Source organism: Sporosarcina ureae, from assembly GCF_029267015.1.
Taxonomy (GTDB): domain Bacteria; phylum Bacillota; class Bacilli; order Bacillales_A; family Planococcaceae; genus Sporosarcina; species Sporosarcina ureae_D.
Genome location: NZ_JARIEA010000045.1, coordinates 65,022 through 81,907, shown reverse-complemented (window position 1 = coordinate 81,907; position 16,886 = coordinate 65,022). Strand labels below are relative to the sequence as shown.

Here is a 16,886-nt window from a genome sequence, read left to right as displayed (position 1 = left end):
AATTTACAATAATCTGAAAGTTGAAAGGTGGTATGTATAATGACGAAGAAGTCGATTAGCTATGTAGTGATGGCATTCGCACTAGTTTTGCAAATTGCTATTATGCCGTTACAAGCGTCTGCTGCAGATCCTGAAAAAGCTCCTACGTGGATTTCTCCTATCAATTATTTAGCACTAGGGGATTCATTGGCAGCGGGTGTCACACCAACGAACGAACTGGGTATAGGGTATACGGATCTTTTGGCGGAAAAATTGGCTAAACAGGAAGTATTACTAGCAAGCAATAAAGGGTTTTCATATCCAGGCTATAAAACGGCCGATGTCTTGAGAGATTTTGAGATGGACGTCACGAAGCCGATTGTCGGTATGGGACACTCCGATCAAACAGCTACTCTTCATCAATCGGTGAAAGAAACTAACCTCATCACATTAACTATTGGAGCAAACGATGTATTGCCGAATATCAAGTTCGATGATAAGGGGACACCGGTGTTTAATTCAGATGAACTGACAGCTGCCATGATGAAGGTCGGCTCGAACACACAACAGATCCTCGCAAAGATATATGCTTTGAATCCTGACGCACAAGTATATGTGATGGGCTATTACAACCCATTCCCTTACTTAAGTCCACAAAACCAACCAATGGTCGATCAGTTGGTCATGGCAATGAATAGTGCGATAAAAAGTGGACTGACAGGAACTACAGCACAGTTTGTAGAGACGGCAAAGCAGATCGCTGAAGATCCTTATACGTACTTGCCTAATCCTGAAAATATTCATTTGAGTCAAGCAGGCTACAAAGTAGTGATGGAAGCTTTCCACAAATCGTTGATGGAGAACTATTCATGGTTTGCTAAAGACGCATTTACAGTAACAGCAAAAGATGCGACGACAGTAGAGTTAAACTGGGTACCGGTCATTGATACGGGAATGATTTCAACGTATCAGATTTTTAATGGCGACAAAATGGTAGGTGAAGTGATGTCACCTATAGTAACGTATGAAATCACGGATCTACAGCCAAATAAAGAGTATCATTTCTCTGTTCAAGCCGTTGATCAAAACGGTAAAAAGAGCATGCAACACTTGAACGCTAAATACACACTAGACAAAGAGCCAGTGGAACCAACAGTGATGTTTACGGATATTACAAATCACTGGGCAAAAGATGTTATTGAAATGGCCGCGATGAAAGGTATTGTCAGTGGTTATGCGGATCATACATTCCGTCCTGACAAATCGTTGACGCGTGCGCAAGCTACATCTATCTTGGTCCGTGCATTGAATCTTAAGCCGAAGAGCACAAAATGGGCATTTAATGACTTAGCAGACTATGCTGACAGCACAAAGAAGGATATTCAAGCCGCCTACGACCATGGTTTAGTCAGTGGAGTAAATGGCCACTTCATGCCAAATCAGCCCATCACTCGCGCGCAGTTAGCACTAGTACTAAGCCGGGCGTATGAAGTAGCAACTGGCAAGCCGTTTACGCCAACAGTTGCTGCACCATTTACAGATATCAAAAAGTTTTCGAAGGATACACAATGGGCCATTGCAGGTCTTTACCAGATGAATATCGCAACAGGGGACAATGGCAAGTTCATGCCAAATGATCCTACGACGCGTGCACATGCTGCGAAGATGATTGTTCATTCAATGGAAGCTATTGCACAATAAACAGTAGTAATGTAAAAAGCCAAAAGACAAACCTTAGTAATGAGGTTTGTCTGTTGGCTTTGTTTAATTTAAGAACACTATACGAATTGAACATCAATTAATGGTACTGATTAGGCAAACTTCTTGCGGGGTGTTTTCTTATCCACTACAGCAGCCCCTACAATATCTCCCATGACGTTGGAAGCAGTACCCGCCATACCAATTAATGCATCCACTCCGGCTATTAATGCCACGATTTCAAGTGGGAGACCGAACATGGTCAGTACAGCGGATAGCGTGACCAATCCCGCAGCAGGAACACCTGCAGTCCCGATGGAAAGCAGCGTTCCGATTGCAATAACAGTGATCAAGTCTCCAACAGATAAGTTCAGATTCGTAATATTTGCTGCGAAGACGATGGAAATACCCATCCGTAATGCACCGCCGTCAGAATTGAATACTGCACCAAGTGGTAGAGCGAAGTTCGCTGTATTCTCGGAGACACCCGCTTTCTTTGCGGATTCAATAGCGATCGGTAATGATGCAATACTACTTGAAGTGAAAAATGCAGTTGTGTAGGCATCCTTCGTATTGCGATAAAACGGTAATACAGGATTTCCAAACAGTTTCAGGAATCCGCTGTATACAAAGAGCCAGAGAATCAATACGCCTAGATAGAAGACGCCCACGAATGAAAGTAATCCAAGGAATGTTTCCAGGCCTTGTTGACCGAAGGCCGTGGCACTGATAGCAAAAATACCAATAGGTGCGTATAGTAAGACGCCATCAAGTATTTTATAGAACATTGTATTTAGTGCACTAAAGAAACGATCAAGCAAATCACCCATCTCAACAAGCTTCGTATCTTTAGAAAACTTCATTGAAGACATGGCCATGCCAATAATGACTGCAACAAATAAAATTGCCATCAAATCACCAGCTGTAAAGGCTGCAAAAATGTTTTTTGGTACGATTTGCAATAGAACTTCCGAGAATCCCGGGGTAACTGGAGGTTCTACAACTGCATCAGTAGGTAGGGTTAAATTATTTCCCGGTTTAATCCACATAGCCAATGTTAATCCGATCAATACCGCTGCGGCAGTTGTTGCTGCATAGTATAGAATAAGTTTCCCACCCATTTTACCTAGCTGAGCTAAGTTCATTTGATTGACAGCCATGACGACTGTAAGAAAAATGACGGGGATCGCAATCAGGCTAAGTAAATTTAGTAGCAATGTCCCAAATGGCTCGAGGAAAGTAGTATATTCATTAAAAAAGATGCCGAGTAATGTACCGGCGATAAATCCAATCGTGATTTTAACCACAAAAGGCGTGTTCTTATATTTATTCCAAATAGGGTTCACTCTCCCGTTCGTATCCTTATTACTCAATTAGATCACTTTCTGATCTAAGAATGCTATTTCATCATATCATATAAATGTAAGAAAGTTATCTTCATTAACTCTCGATTACTTTACTTTTTATAGCAGTAAGATTAGAATATAATTAATAGTTAGTCAACCTAACTAACAAATTAAGGAGAAGAACATATGAAAAAATCCCAACAGTTTTTCACTGAATATATTCAGTTTTATCGTCCTGTGTTGAATCGTTTAAATACATTACTGGCTCCCTATCAACTATTTCATTCGCAGTGGGGCATACTAAAGTTACTGTGGTTTGAAGGAGAAATGACTTCCGCGGAAATAGCAGTACGCAAACAAGTGGAGAAGCCGAGTGTAACTAAAATCATTCAACGTTTATTGGAAATGGAAATGGTAACGATCCGACCTGGAACAGATCGAAGAGAAAAATGGATTGTATTAACGCCAAAAGGGGAAGCTACGGTTATCAAGGTGATGGCCGACTTGGAAGTGTTTTACGAGGATTTACTTGAAGACGCTACACAAGAAGATATAGAAGCAGGCATCCGTATTATGAAGTTAGCTAACCAAAATATACATAAATAAGAGAGTGATCGAATGGAGAATAGGAAAATTTGGACAAAGGACTTTATCGTAATATCTATTATTAATTTCTTTTTGATGCTGGTGATGTATTTACTTATTGTCACCATCGCACCTTTTTCAGTAAAAGAATATGGTGTATCGACTAGTGTTGCAGGACTTGTATCAGGTATTTTCATCATCGGAACACTCATTGCACGTTTGGCAGTAGGCGGATTGATAGAAAGGATGGGTAGTCGAAATATCTTATTGATTGGATTATCTGTAACTATACTAGCCTCTGCTTTTTACTTTGGTGCTGGGAGCTTACCGTTATTGATGGCCAACAGGTTCTTCCATGGAATAGGTCTTGGTATTTCTTCTACCGCAACAGGTACTATGGTGGCTCAAATGCTTCCGCCATCACGAAGAGGTGAAGGGATTGGATACTTTAGTTTAAGCACAGTGCTGGCAACGGCCATTGGACCGTTCTTCGGTATCTTCCTTAGCCAACATTATGAGTTCAATGTGCTCTTTATGTTTTGTTTAGCTGTTAGTGTCTGCTGTGGAGCGATGTTCTTTTTCGTTAAGAAGACACCAGCGGTTATGCCTAAAAAGGATTTACCAGAAGCTGTGAAGAAACTTGGCGTTCGGGGTTTATTGGAGATGCGTGCATTACCTATTGCATTCGTTACGTTATTAGCAGCTGTAGCATATTCGGGTGTGTTATCATTCATTTCGTTTTATGCAGAAGAAATTAACTTGGTAAGTACAGCTAGCTTCTTCTTTTTAGTCTATGCCATTGCTGTACTGTTCTCAAGACCGTACACAGGCAAACTGTTGGATCTAAAGGGTAATAATTTCGTTGTCTATCCTTCACTCATATTATTTGCTGGAGGATTGCTGTTGCTAAGCGCCACAAGTGCAGGGTGGATGTTACTTCTTGCAGGGGGCATTATTGGACTTGGCTTTGGTAACTTCCAATCATGTGCACAAGCGATTGCTTTACAAGGTGTGAAGCCTGAGCGTTTAGGTGTGGCTACATCGACATTCTTTATCTTTCTCGATTTCGGCTTTGGATTTGGCCCGTATATACTTGGATTAGTTGTACCGATCATCGGCTACCAAGAACTATACTTAGTACTCATGCTTGTTGTCATTATTGCGTTAGCGTTCTTCATGTTATTCAGTCGGACCCGCAGACGTCCTGTTGTGGGACAAGGGTAATACATTATATAAAAAAGACACTACAATATTCGTTTTGTAGTGTCTTTTCATAAACAAGTTAGGCAATTTCGTCCATTACGTTTAGAAGTATACTGAGCATCGTCGGCTCTAACGTAAATATGACTAGATTGATCACCATCTTGATAACTTGTGATGCCCATACTGACAGTGATCGCTATATTGACCCATTCTGAATCCTGTATATAGCGGCGAAGACCTTCTGCCTTTGTACAGTTATTTTGATGATTAGGATCGTCAAATAGTACGGCAAACTCTTCTCCACCAATACGCGCTACTAAGTCTGGAGAATCAATTCTGTTCTCCAGCTTACAAGCCAGCTCCTTCAATACATCATCGCCTACCTGATGGCCATGAGTGTCGTTGACAGTTTTGAAATGGTCAATATCAAATAGCAATAAAGAAAATGAGCGCGCCTCGTAGTGTTCTGCACGATCAATCGCGGCATCGAGACTTCTTTGAAACACGCGACGATTATACAGTCCAGTCAATTCATCGCGAGTAGCCAACTCTTGCAATTCTCCATTTAACTCCAAAAGTTGTTGTTGCTTGTACTCTACTTCTTCGAGCAATCCAAGTAGTTTATTGTAAGCTTCATCTGTACGTTGCTGAATTCGCTCTGCTTCTTTCTTAGACTTTAACAACTGATTCTCGTATTCATCTCGAACTTTAATCTGCACGATCACTCCTTCGTACAGTCCATCGCGTTCACTGACATTCATTAATACAGGAACTGTTCGTTTATCTACTTTGAAGTTTAAATACATTTCCCGTACTTCGTGATGTACAGAAATAGAAGGTACAAAATAGGTCTGAAAATATATTCTGGATGGAACTGTTAACACATCATGCATATGGCGCGGCATTTTATTCAAGCGCAATATATCTTGCATCGTCTTATTCATTTCAACAAATTCCCAATCACTTGTTAAGACGAAATATCCGCAAGGCAATAAGTTCAACCGCTCATCCATGATTTATACGCTCCTGTCCTTTTCAATAAAACGTGTAATTTCCATAATTGTCTCTTCAGGATGACTGATATGTGGATTATGCCCTTTTGCTTTCATGATTACCAACTCGCTCCCCGAAATGCGGTTTTTGATATAGTGACCTACTTCAATCGGCACGATAGAGTCTTCGGTTGGCTGTAAAATAAGCGCTTTTGTCGTAACCTTAGACAATTCCCCACGAACGTCTGACATGAATGTTGCTTCCGCAAAGCGACGTGCAATAGCCGGATCATTTGTATCGAGCATGCACTCAAATTCTTCAGATAGATGTGGACGGTCCTCATTTTTCATCGCAATCGGCGCTAGATACTTAGTGAATTCTTTATAGTTCATTTCCATCATATCAAGCAATTCATCAATATCCTCACGTTCAAAACCACCAATGTAATCAGGTTCATTCAAATAGTGAGGTGAAGGACCAATCATGATTAGTTTCTCCATCAGATCAGGTCTTTGGATTGAGGCCAGTACACCAATCATTCCACTTACTGAATGACCAACATAGATAATGTTTTTTAGTTTTAGTGCGTCACACACTTCTATTACATCTAAAGCATAGCCAGGCAATGTTTCATAGCGTTCTGCTGAATAAGCCGTTTTATCACTTTTGCCAGAGCCGACATAGTCAAATGTCACAACTTGATAATGTTCTTCAAAAGCAGGTATGACTTGATTCCACACCGTCTGATCACAACCAAAGCCGTGTGCAAACATGATAGTTTGTTCTCCTGAACCTGTTATATGTACTGCGTTTCTTTTCTTGATATCTATTAACATGCACCCAAATCCCTTCTGATGGCAACCACTCAAATTATTACCATTGTAGCATAGAATATAGAATGTACTATAATATTTAGATAAGAAACTAAAAAATACCTGTGAGTATTCTCACAGGTATTTTTTCTTAATTTGTGTAGTTGTCGAAGTATCCTTGGATAAAGACAATAGGTGTTCCTTTGTCGCCGCTACCTGAAGTTAGGTCAGATAATGAACCGATTAAATCTGTCAGCTTACGAGGAGTTGTTCCTTGTGAAGCCATGGATCCCATTAAGTTAGTATCTTTCTTTTCAATGAAATCAGTAACAGCTTGCTTTAGCTCTTCTCCACGTAAATCAGAGAAATCATTATCAGCCAAGTATTTTAGTTTCACTTCATTTGGAATACCGTCAAGGCCTTCCGTATAAGCAGGTGATACGACTGGATCAGCCAGTTCCCAAATCTTACCTACCGGGTCTTTAAATGCACCGTCTCCATACACCATTACTTCAATGTGTTTTCCAGTTCGATCTTTAAGCATTTCTTGGATGTTGTCTACTATAGGCTGACAGCTATGTGGAAATAGTTTGATACTGTCTTCCTGAGCTTTGTTTGCACCGAGTAAACCGAACTCTTCATTGTAGCCGCTGCCGTCAATGGAAGTTGCCAAGATGTCATCTAGGCTGTAAATCTTTTCGGCACCGTTTGCTTCTAAAATACGCTTTGTTCTAAAACGTGTATGAATATCGCATGTCAGGACTGTTTTTGTATAGTCTAAAATCGTTCTCGCATTATTGGAGAAAATGACTTCGTGTTCTACACCGAACTCGTCCATCAATGATTTATAGTATTCGATATAGTCAACGCCCGTGAATGGGTGTTTGTTATCACCGAAATGCTCTCTGAACTCTGCTTCAGTCAATACATCAGTCCAAGGATTAACTCCCTTTTCATCTAAACGATCTAACTCAACCAAGTGATTACCGACTTCATCGGAAGGGTAACTAAGCATCAAGACGATTTTCTTTGCACCTTTTGCGATACCGCGTAGGCAGTTTCCAAAACGGTTACGGCTAAGAATAGGGAAAATGACGCCAATCGTATCATCGCCGAATTTCGCTTCAATATCCTTAGCGATATCGCTGATCGTTGCATAGTTTCCTTGTGCACGCGCTACAATCGACTCTGTGATAGATACGATATCTTTATCTTGAAATGTAATGTTTTCTTTTTCAGATGCTTCTATAACACTGTCCACTACGATCTGTTCAATATTGTCGCCTTCGTTAATGATTGGACAACGCAATCCTCTAACAACCGTTCCTACAACTCTTCCCAAAACAATCGCTCCTTAGTGAAACTTATTTGATCACTCTTCTTTGTATTATAGCGTGCTTTCATGGTATAAGTAAAATTAATATACTTAATAGGGGATATAAGGTGGGGTTATATGTCTATCAATTTGGAGTGGTATAAGGTATTCCGTACAGTCGTTCAAAATGAAAGTTTTTCAAAAGCGGCAAGAAGTCTTTTCATGACACAACCCGCAGTCAGCCAGATTATTTCACAGTTGGAGCGAGCATTGGATACACGTCTGTTTAATAGGACTTCCAAAGGTGTCACGCTGACAGATGAGGGATCGTTACTATATGAGTATGTCAATTCGGCCCTTAATTTAATCGAGGCAGGCAATGAAAAGTTAAAGGAATTGAAGAACCTTTCTTCGGGCGAATTAAAGATTGGGGTAGGGGACACGATTTCTCGTTATTATCTGCTTCCTTACCTAGAAGCTTTTCATACAAACTTTCCTAGTATTCGCTTCAAGATTATTAATGGCACGACATTGGAATTGATTGCTGCGCTGAAGTCTGGTGAAGTGGACATTGTGATTTGTAATTTTCCAATTGAAGATGATTCTTTGGAAAAACGCGCTTGTTTCGATGTGCAGGATATCTTTGTTTATGGCGAGAGGTTTAAAAAGTTGTTCATGAAGCCTGTACCGTTGCAGGAGCTTTCAAGATTACCATTGATTTTACTAGAGCCGAAGTCCAATTCGCGTCAGTATGTGGAGGACTTTTTATTGAAGCAGGGCGTCAAGATCTATCCCGAGTTCGAGTTAGGTTCGCATGAGCTATTGCTAGAGTTCGCGCAGATTAATTTAGGGATTGCTTGCGTCGTAAGGGAGTTTTCAGCGGAGTATCTAGAACACGGTACGCTACAGGAAGTAGATTTTTTGGAGCCCATTCCTAAGCGTAGCATCGGCGTTTGCTACCTAAAGGGAGTGTCATTATCACCAGCCGCTTCGAAGTTTATTGGGATATTGGGGAAGAATTAGATAGGATGGCAGGGTGTTGGGATTGGGATTTGCGCTTCGGAGGGGACGCGTTCTGGAGGGCGGGCGGTGAACCACACCCCTTCGCTTCGCTCGCAGGGTGTTTCACCTGTCCCGCTGATCCTCCCAGAGTCGCCCCTCCTACGCTCCAATCCCTCGCAATGTAAGTGGGGGATACTTTTTGTTCTGCATTAAAATACGTGTTGTAATAAATTTTTAACTTCAGTACTTGAATTTAAAAAGTTAGGACAAAATAATAATTCAAATACTACGTTCAATGAGTGATTTAAGTAACTGTACTATCAACGTAGGATGGAAGTGAAAGTTGGGGGCGACTCCCGATGGATCAGCCCGATCAGGTGAGACAACTAAAGGAACGCAGTGACTAGTTGGCTCACCGCGGGCCAATGGGAAAGCGTCCCCCAACTGGAGCTTCCATCCCGAACCACTCACAAACTCACTCGCCACTTTTAAGTAATTGACCTTGAACTTAAGTGCCTTGTGACTCTGAACTTAACTCCATACATAAAAGGCTGTCGCAAGAAGGGGATCTTCTTGTGACAGCCTGTGTTTGATTATGCGTAAATATTACGATCCCAGAAACGGTGGTGTGCAACAGCCTCTACCCATTGCTCGCCTTCGCCTGAAACCGTCAAGTCCATTAAAATACCGGGACCTGGTTTTGCCTTCGACTTCTCCATCAACTCTTTAGCTGCTGGAGCAGAACCGATTGGCTTGAAATGCATATACGCTTCATTAACGAAATCAGCGACATCTGCATCGAACTTCTGTTGTTGCTTCGCTTTACCGCCCACGACATACAACGCATCGTATAGAACCGAATGTACCGTCAGTAGCGTTTCGTCGACATCGACTGTCGCTCCGTTCTGTCCGGTCAGCTTGCCGAACTTCTCGCTCACAATATCAACCGTCATACCTGCGTCCAATGAAGCCTTCAAAAACGGCTCAAGCGCTTCATCGTCAAATTGGTCTGCGATTAATACGGCTACTGTACGCGTATTAGGCACTTTCGCCGTGTTTTCCTGACTAAGGGCAGGGGATGACTTGGATTCGGTGGACTGCGTAACATCTGTTGGTGCATCGACACCGACTGCGTCTGCAACTTGAGTCGCCATATCCATATCAACATTAGCAAACATATCTACCGCTTGTTTTCTCACATTCATATCATTCACTTTTCCAATTTCAAAGCTGAACGCTGCGATGATATGCTCTTTTTCCGCGTCGGACATACTATTCCAGAATAGACGGGCCTGTGAGAAATGATCCTTAAACGAATCACTTCGGGCTTGTATTTTGCGACCTTCTACCTTCTCTTGGTAATGTACATAACCGCCATCTTCCTCGGAACTCGTGTCTGGTTTATTATTGGATAATGAATTGTTATGATAGTGAGTCTGTCCGACGTTGATCGTTTGTCTGCCAAATCCATCACGCTGGTTATTGTGGAATGGACAGACCGGTCGGTTGATAGGTAACTCATGGAAGTTAGGTCCGCCTAGACGGATCAACTGCGTATCTGTATAAGAGAATAGTCTACCTTGTAACAATGGATCATTCGAGAAGTCAATTCCAGGTACTACGCTGCCTGGGTGGAATGCTACTTGCTCCATTTCAGCAAATACATTGTCTACGTTACGGTTTAAAGTCATTTTCCCAATGATCTTTACCGGAATGTCTTCTTCTGGCCATAGCTTGGTAGGATCTAGAATGTCAAAATCAAATTTGAATTCATCTTTTTCTTCTAGCAATTGTACGCCAAGTTCAAACTCCACGAAGTTTCCATTTTCAATTGATTCCCATAAATCTCGACGATGGAAATCAGGATCTTTTCCGTTAATCTTCTGCGCTTCATCCCAAACAAATGAGTGGGCACCGAGTTTTGGTTTCCAATGGAATTTCACAAAGTGCGCTTCGCCTTGATCGTTTACAAAGCGATACGTGTGAACACCAAAACCTTCCATCATTCGGAAACTCCGAGGAATGGCACGGTCGGACATTTGCCACATGACCATATGTGCAGATTCCTGGTTGTTTGCAACAAAATCCCAAAATGTATCATGTGCTGAGGCGGCTTGCGGCATTTCGTTATGAGGCTCGGGCTTCACAGCATGTACTAAGTCAGGAAATTTAATAGCGTCTTGAATAAAGAATACCGGTATATTATTTCCGACTAGATCGTAGTTTCCTTCTTGCGTATAGAACTTCACAGCAAAACCTCGCGCGTCACGTACGGTTTCAGCGGAACCTTTACTCCCTGCTACACTAGAGAATCTAGTGAAAACAGGCGTTTTGATACCTGGCTCCTGTAAGAATCCTGCTTTCGTATACTTCTTCATGGACTCGTACACTTCGAATTCCCCGTGCGCTGCAAATCCACGTGCGTGAACTACCCGCTCCGGAATCCGTTCATGGTCAAAGTGCGTCATTTTCTCTCGGAAATGGAAATCCTCCATCAACGTCGGACCACGCGTCCCTGCTTTTAGGGAGTGCTCATCTTCTGAAATCTTCAAACCTTGATTCGTTGTCATAGCGTGTTCGCCATCATATGCGCGGAACGTCTCTAGTTGTTTATTTTTACTCTCTTCATTTACTTGGTGATCATTCTTCACAAAAAATCCTCCTATCGTAAAATAGTAGTCTGCCTTTCTTATTCCCCAATTACGAGAGGATAAACTGAAGACTATATTCTACCGGAACGTACGATGGAAAATAATAAGTACGAAAACATTAAAGCCGCGATGACCGCGCCGACTTCTATTAGAGGTAACTTTAAGAAGAGAGCAGTTTGTCCAGCGATGGCAGAACCGATAATGAGACCAACCATGAGAATGCTAAATGCCAACAACACAATACTTAAGGATAAGCGATTGGCAATCTTATCAAGCCGGCGGAATATAATGTTCGTTTGCTTCAAGCCGACGTCTAATTCCACTTTACCTTTTTCTATAGTTTTGATAGCTTTTTTCATATCGTTTGGTAACTCGGATAAAATTTCTGCATTCTTTACAAAGGTATGCCAGCCGTTTTCTAGTAAGTAGCGTGGGTCGAATTGTTTGAATACCATCTTTTTACCATACGGTTCGATGGCTTTCATAATACTAAAAGAAGGATCCAACTTTCCTAGTACACCTTCAAGTGTAAGAATTACTTTTACAAGAATGGCGATTTCATTCGGCAGACGTATGCGGTGTCGATAAGCAATTGAGAAAATCTCCATAAATACATCGCCTAATCTTAAGTCGGTAAGGGATGTTTCATAATATTTCCGTTGAATAATTTGCAAGTCACGATACAATGCATCGGTGTTAGTGTTTTCATGCAAGATATTCATAGCTTCGAATACATCGATTAATCGAGCGATATTTCCTTTTTGTAAAGCAATGAGTAAAGAAATAAAGTGATACGTCATTTCCTTGCTGAGTTGCCCGACCATACCGAAATCCAAATAATGAATAACGTTTCCAGGTGCAATGAAGATATTACCGGGATGGGGATCGCCGTGGAAAAAGCCGTTTTCCATTACTTGTGAGAGCATGGAATCCGCAATTCTTTTTGCAATCACCTTACGATCATATCCTTCGCTATCTAGTTGTCCGACATTGCTCACTTTAATACCTGTAACCAAACCCGCTGTTAAGACAACACGCGTAGTGTATTCATCGTAGACTACTGGGACTTGAATAGTAGGATCTTTCACAAATTGCTGCGAGATCCGTTCAGCGTTACGGCCTTCCAGTTGGTAATCCAGTTCCTCCCGTAGTGAATGAGAGAACTCATAGATTAAATCTTTTATATGATACGCTTTCGCCCAGTCCATATTCTTCTCAAGAAACCCTGCCAAGTCGTGCAATATGGCTAGGTCAGTATTTATTTGTTGTTGGATATTAGGTCGCTGGACTTTCACAGCTACGTGTTCACCGCTAGGCAAACGAGCGGTATGCACTTGACCTATAGAAGCTGAAGCGAGTGGTTTTTCATTGAATTCCAAAAAGAGCTCTTCAATTGTTCCACCTAATTGATGCTCAATGATTTCCCTCACAACTTCAAATGGAAAAGATTCTACATGGTCTTGTAGTTTCTCAAGCTCTGAAGCAATTTCCTCAGGCACTAAATCCCGACGGCCGCTGGCGATTTGTCCAAGCTTAACGAAAGTTGGTCCAAGTTGTTCTAATGCAGTTCGTAATTTTTTACCGACATGATACAAATTCAAATCAACTTGTTCGTCCACAGAAGCGAATTTACGATCTGTCAGTCCAAGACGAAATAAGATATGACTAAATCCATTTCTTAAAAAGACATTGATGATTTCTTGTGAACGTTGTGCATTTTTCATTCTTCGTTTTAACAAAAAGAACACCTCCGTATCTACCCTCTCTACAAAAGATACCATTGAACTCGTATAATTAAACACTAAAAAGGTCTCCGTCCTCTCTGTTGAATAGAGAATAGGAGCCCCTTCTATAGTAGAAGGTTTTTTCCCGTCACGTTCATCCTTCAAGCCTTCGACCGCTTCACGGAAACGCAGTGAATGGACGTTTTCTCTTTCTCTTAGAAACTGTGCAATAAATAAACAGTAGTAGTCGGAAACTCATGTAATAAAATAGTTATATGTAATTAATACATTTATAAATACATTGAAATCTAGTACAATGGAGGGAGTAAAGAATTAGATGGCTAAAATGACTAGTAAATTACTTAAAATGCCTAGTGCTGTTGAATGAATACAAATGAAGTGAGATATTTAAATGAAACGTGGAGATGAATTAAATGGATGATTACTCCATCTTTATCGGTAGGCAACCGATATTTGATCGACCAGGTAATATATACGCATACGAATTATTGTATCGAAATAGCGAAGAAAACTTCTTTCCTGATATTAATCCTGAACAGGCTACAATTAGTTTGTTAGTCAATACATTCCTCTCTGTAGGAATTGATCAAGTAACGAGTGGTGTTCGTTCATTCATTAACTTCTCAGGTGAGCTATTGGCACAGGATTTATTTATGAGTTTAGATCCCAATCAAGTCGTCATCGAGATTCTAGAAGACGTAGAAATTACTCCTGCTTTGTTACATCGTTTACGCATGTTTAAAGAAGCAGGTTTCACGTTAGCTCTTGATGATTTTATTTTACAAGACCAGTACTTGATGTATTCCCAGTTATTTGAGCTCGTAGATATTGTCAAAGTAGATTTCATGTTGACGAATGTAGTTCAGAAAAATCGTATTGCAACATTTTTACGGAAATATCCAAAGCTTATTTTACTAGCAGAAAAAGTAGAGACGGAAGCGGATTATCAACTTGCATTAAGAAGTGGATATCATTTGTTTCAAGGTTATTTCTTTGCGAAACCAGAAATTATTAAAAGTGCAGATATCCCATCTAATACGCTAGTGCATTTACAGATTATTGATTATTTTCGTAAGGATACTCAATCCATTGATCAACTCTGCGATCTGATTATGCGTGACGTTTCGATCTCCTATAAATTATTGCGTTTTATTAATTCACTAGCCTTTGATATTCCACGGCAAATCAGTTCAATCAAGCAAGCGATCATGTTGATAGGCTTAAACGGTACAAAGAAGTGGTTGCAGGTTCTGATGTTGCATGATCTAGGTGTAGAGCAACAGGATGGTCGTGTGAAAGTGCTTGTTGAATTATCACTTCGTCGTGCAAGAGCATGTGAACAGTTGGCGAAGTATAAAAGAAAGTCAAATAAAGATGAATACTTTCTCACAGGCATGTTTTCATTGATCGATGCGGTGATGCGCCGAAAATGGGAAGATGTATTACCATTGCTTTCACTATCGGACGTCATTATTGACACGTTGAATGGAAAAGAGACTGAAATGTCTTCTTATCTACAATTGGTCAAAGCTGTAGAATGTTTTGACTGGGAAACGGTAGAACGGTTATCTGCTGAGCTGTCGATTCCGAAGAAAGTGTTAAGCGAGATCTATCTTCAAGCTATGCGCTGGTCGCATGGAATAGAGGAAGAATTGAGTTGAATACATAAGAAAAGGCATTTTCTCTTGAAGATGCCTTTTTTGATGTGTAGTATATACAGTTATAATCTGTTCAGAAACTTTCTTTTCTGCACTATGTATAAGCGGAAATACGTTATATCTTATGAAATTAGGGTATGGAGTGTAGTAAGAGAGTTACCAAATGAACACTAGGAGTCGATAGTAGTGGATAAAAAATTCTGGAGAAATCCCGTGTTCTCAATTTCCGCCATATTTATTTTTGTACTTGTTGTATTAGGAACAGTTATACCTGAATCATTCGGAATAGCATCTGAAAAACTTTATCATTTCACAACAGATAATTTTGGTTGGTTTTACTTACTAACAGTATTTATCATTATCGTGTTTTTGGTAGGATTGGCAATCAGTAAATTTGGCGCAATCCGCTTGGGTGGCGACACGGAACGTCCAGAGTATCCATTCTTCACGTGGATTGGCATGCTGTTCTCTGCTGGGTTCGGTGTAGGATTGGTATTCTGGGGTGTGGCAGAACCAATGAGTCACTACTTCAAGTCTCCTATGGCAGGCGTTGAAGCGCAGACAGAAGAAGCTGCTCGTATAGCAATGGGGTATTCCTTCTTCCACTGGGGCATTTCACAATGGGCTATTTTTGGTATTGTAGGTTTGGTCATTGGCTTCCTACAGTTCCGAAAGAAAAGGGACGGTTTGATTTCCACCGCACTCGAGCCCTTAATAGGAAGTAACCGGCACGTGAAGACAGGTATTGATTCATTTGCGGTAGTAGCAACTGTCATGGGTATTGCTACTTCACTAGGTATGGGTGTCCTACAAATGAGTGGGGGAATGGAGTATGTATTTAATATTAAGAGTACATTCACCATTCAACTAATCATTATTGCAGTAGTATTCGTTGCCTATATGACCTCTGCTTCATCGGGCTTAAGTAAAGGAATTGCGTACCTCGGAAACTTCAACTTAGGTATGGCGATTGCATTATTGCTATTTTTCTTTATAGTAGGACCGAAAGTATTTATACTAGAAACCTTTACGTTAGCTATAGGGGATTATATTAATAACTTCATTACGTACAGCTTGCGTCTGCAACCGTATCAAGGCGGTACATGGGTGAAGGACTGGACGATATTCTACTGGGCTTGGACAATTGCATGGTCTCCGTTCGTAGGTGCATTTGTTGCGCGCGTCTCCAAAGGCCGGACAATCCGTGAATTCATCATGGGTGTCATGGTTATTCCGCCAGCATTTTCTTGTATGTGGATTGCAACACTTGGGGGGACCGCCTTATACAGTGACTTACGCAATGGTACACAGATTGCAGAAGAAGTAGACAAAGATGTTACGTCTGCAATTTTTGCGACACTTCAACACTTACCGATGACCGGTCTTGTATCGTTCCTCGCTATCGTATTGATCTTTACATTCCTGATCACGTCTGCTGACTCAGCTACGTATATTCTAGCTAGTATGACAACGCGTGGAAGTTTGTTCCCTCCATTGGTTGTTAAATTCGTCTGGGGATTCCTTATGACTGCCATTGCAGCTGTATTGTTATCAGCAGGTGGATTAGAAGCTTTGCAATCCGCATCACTTGTATCCGCCTTGCCGTTTACCTTACTTCTATTATTACTAATCTTCTCACTAGCAAAACTACTGACCAAAGAACCGATTACTGTCAGACCGACAGATATTCGTCAATTTGAGCACGTAGAAGGCGAAGTCAAAAAGAGACGTAAACGCAAAGAAAGTGAAAAAGAGAAGAAAGCGCGCAAGGAAGCTGAAAGAGCAAAAAAGATAAAAGAAAAGAACGATAGAAAATATCAAGAGCTTGAAAAAAAGAAGTATCTTGAAGTTGAGAAAGAAAAGAATGAATAATAGAACGGACCGGTTCGTTGCCTGTGC

Annotated in this window: 12 protein-coding genes; 6 read left to right on the top strand and 6 right to left on the bottom strand. The window is 41.0% G+C overall.

All coding sequences use genetic code 11. The annotated features are described in order from the left end of the window. Positions 1-39 precede the first annotated feature (39 nt). Entirely contained in the window at positions 40-1,680 is a 1,641-nt protein-coding gene (locus Q7P97_RS07355; RefSeq protein ID WP_303968543.1) for an S-layer homology domain-containing protein, read from the top strand. A 110-nt stretch (positions 1,681-1,790) separates the two neighbouring features. Here the strand turns inward: Q7P97_RS07355 and Q7P97_RS07350 are convergent, their stop codons facing one another. Next, complete coding sequence (locus Q7P97_RS07350; protein WP_303968541.1) at positions 1,791-3,050, bottom strand: dicarboxylate/amino acid:cation symporter; 1,260 nt, start codon at positions 3,048-3,050, stop codon at positions 1,791-1,793. A gap of 159 nt (positions 3,051-3,209) precedes the next feature. Between Q7P97_RS07350 and Q7P97_RS07345 the strand changes: the two genes are divergently transcribed. Both Q7P97_RS07345 and Q7P97_RS07340 read left to right on the top strand, forming a co-directional pair. Further along, complete coding sequence (locus tag Q7P97_RS07345; protein ID WP_303968539.1) at positions 3,210-3,629, top strand: MarR family winged helix-turn-helix transcriptional regulator; 420 nt, start codon at positions 3,210-3,212, stop codon at positions 3,627-3,629. A gap of 12 nt (positions 3,630-3,641) precedes the next feature. Further along, the gene (locus tag Q7P97_RS07340; protein ID WP_303968537.1) at positions 3,642-4,832 is read left to right on the top strand and encodes an MFS transporter; all 1,191 of its coding nucleotides are present in this window, start codon (positions 3,642-3,644) and stop codon (positions 4,830-4,832) included. A gap of 47 nt (positions 4,833-4,879) precedes the next feature. On the opposite strand, the gene Q7P97_RS07335 is transcribed toward Q7P97_RS07340, so the two are convergent. The 3 genes from Q7P97_RS07335 to Q7P97_RS07325 form a co-directional block, all read right to left on the bottom strand. Then, positions 4,880-5,824 carry a sensor domain-containing diguanylate cyclase gene (locus tag Q7P97_RS07335; protein WP_303968535.1) on the bottom strand — a complete coding sequence of 315 codons (945 nt, stop codon included), beginning with the start codon at positions 5,822-5,824 and terminating at the stop codon, positions 4,880-4,882. A 3-nt stretch (positions 5,825-5,827) separates the two neighbouring features. Continuing rightward, on the bottom strand, positions 5,828-6,640 hold the full coding sequence (locus Q7P97_RS07330) for an alpha/beta fold hydrolase (RefSeq protein ID WP_303968533.1): 813 nt from the start codon (positions 6,638-6,640) through the stop codon (positions 5,828-5,830). Between the two features lie 127 nt (positions 6,641-6,767). Then, complete coding sequence (locus Q7P97_RS07325; protein ID WP_303968531.1) at positions 6,768-7,958, bottom strand: coenzyme F420-0:L-glutamate ligase; 1,191 nt, start codon at positions 7,956-7,958, stop codon at positions 6,768-6,770. A 111-nt stretch (positions 7,959-8,069) separates the two neighbouring features. Here Q7P97_RS07325 and Q7P97_RS07320 point away from each other — a divergent pair, with 111 nt between their 5' ends. Continuing rightward, positions 8,070-8,954, top strand: coding sequence for a LysR family transcriptional regulator (locus Q7P97_RS07320; protein ID WP_303968529.1), 885 nt, complete (start codon positions 8,070-8,072; stop codon positions 8,952-8,954). A gap of 572 nt (positions 8,955-9,526) precedes the next feature. On the opposite strand, the gene Q7P97_RS07315 is transcribed toward Q7P97_RS07320, so the two are convergent. Together Q7P97_RS07315 and Q7P97_RS07310 are read right to left on the bottom strand one after the other, a co-directional pair. Then, positions 9,527-11,584, bottom strand: coding sequence for a catalase (locus Q7P97_RS07315; RefSeq protein ID WP_303968527.1), 2,058 nt, complete (start codon positions 11,582-11,584; stop codon positions 9,527-9,529). 71 nt (positions 11,585-11,655) lie between these two features. Beyond that, positions 11,656-13,332 carry an ABC1 kinase family protein gene (locus Q7P97_RS07310; RefSeq protein WP_303968614.1) on the bottom strand — a complete coding sequence of 559 codons (1,677 nt, stop codon included), beginning with the start codon at positions 13,330-13,332 and terminating at the stop codon, positions 11,656-11,658. A 410-nt stretch (positions 13,333-13,742) separates the two neighbouring features. Between Q7P97_RS07310 and Q7P97_RS07305 the strand changes: the two genes are divergently transcribed. Beyond that, a complete protein-coding gene (locus Q7P97_RS07305; protein ID WP_303968525.1) occupies positions 13,743-14,990 on the top strand; it encodes an EAL and HDOD domain-containing protein in 1,248 nt (415 codons plus the stop codon). 183 nt (positions 14,991-15,173) lie between these two features. Continuing rightward, positions 15,174-16,859 carry a BCCT family transporter gene (locus Q7P97_RS07300; RefSeq protein WP_303968523.1) on the top strand — a complete coding sequence of 562 codons (1,686 nt, stop codon included), beginning with the start codon at positions 15,174-15,176 and terminating at the stop codon, positions 16,857-16,859. Positions 16,860-16,886 lie beyond the last annotated feature (27 nt).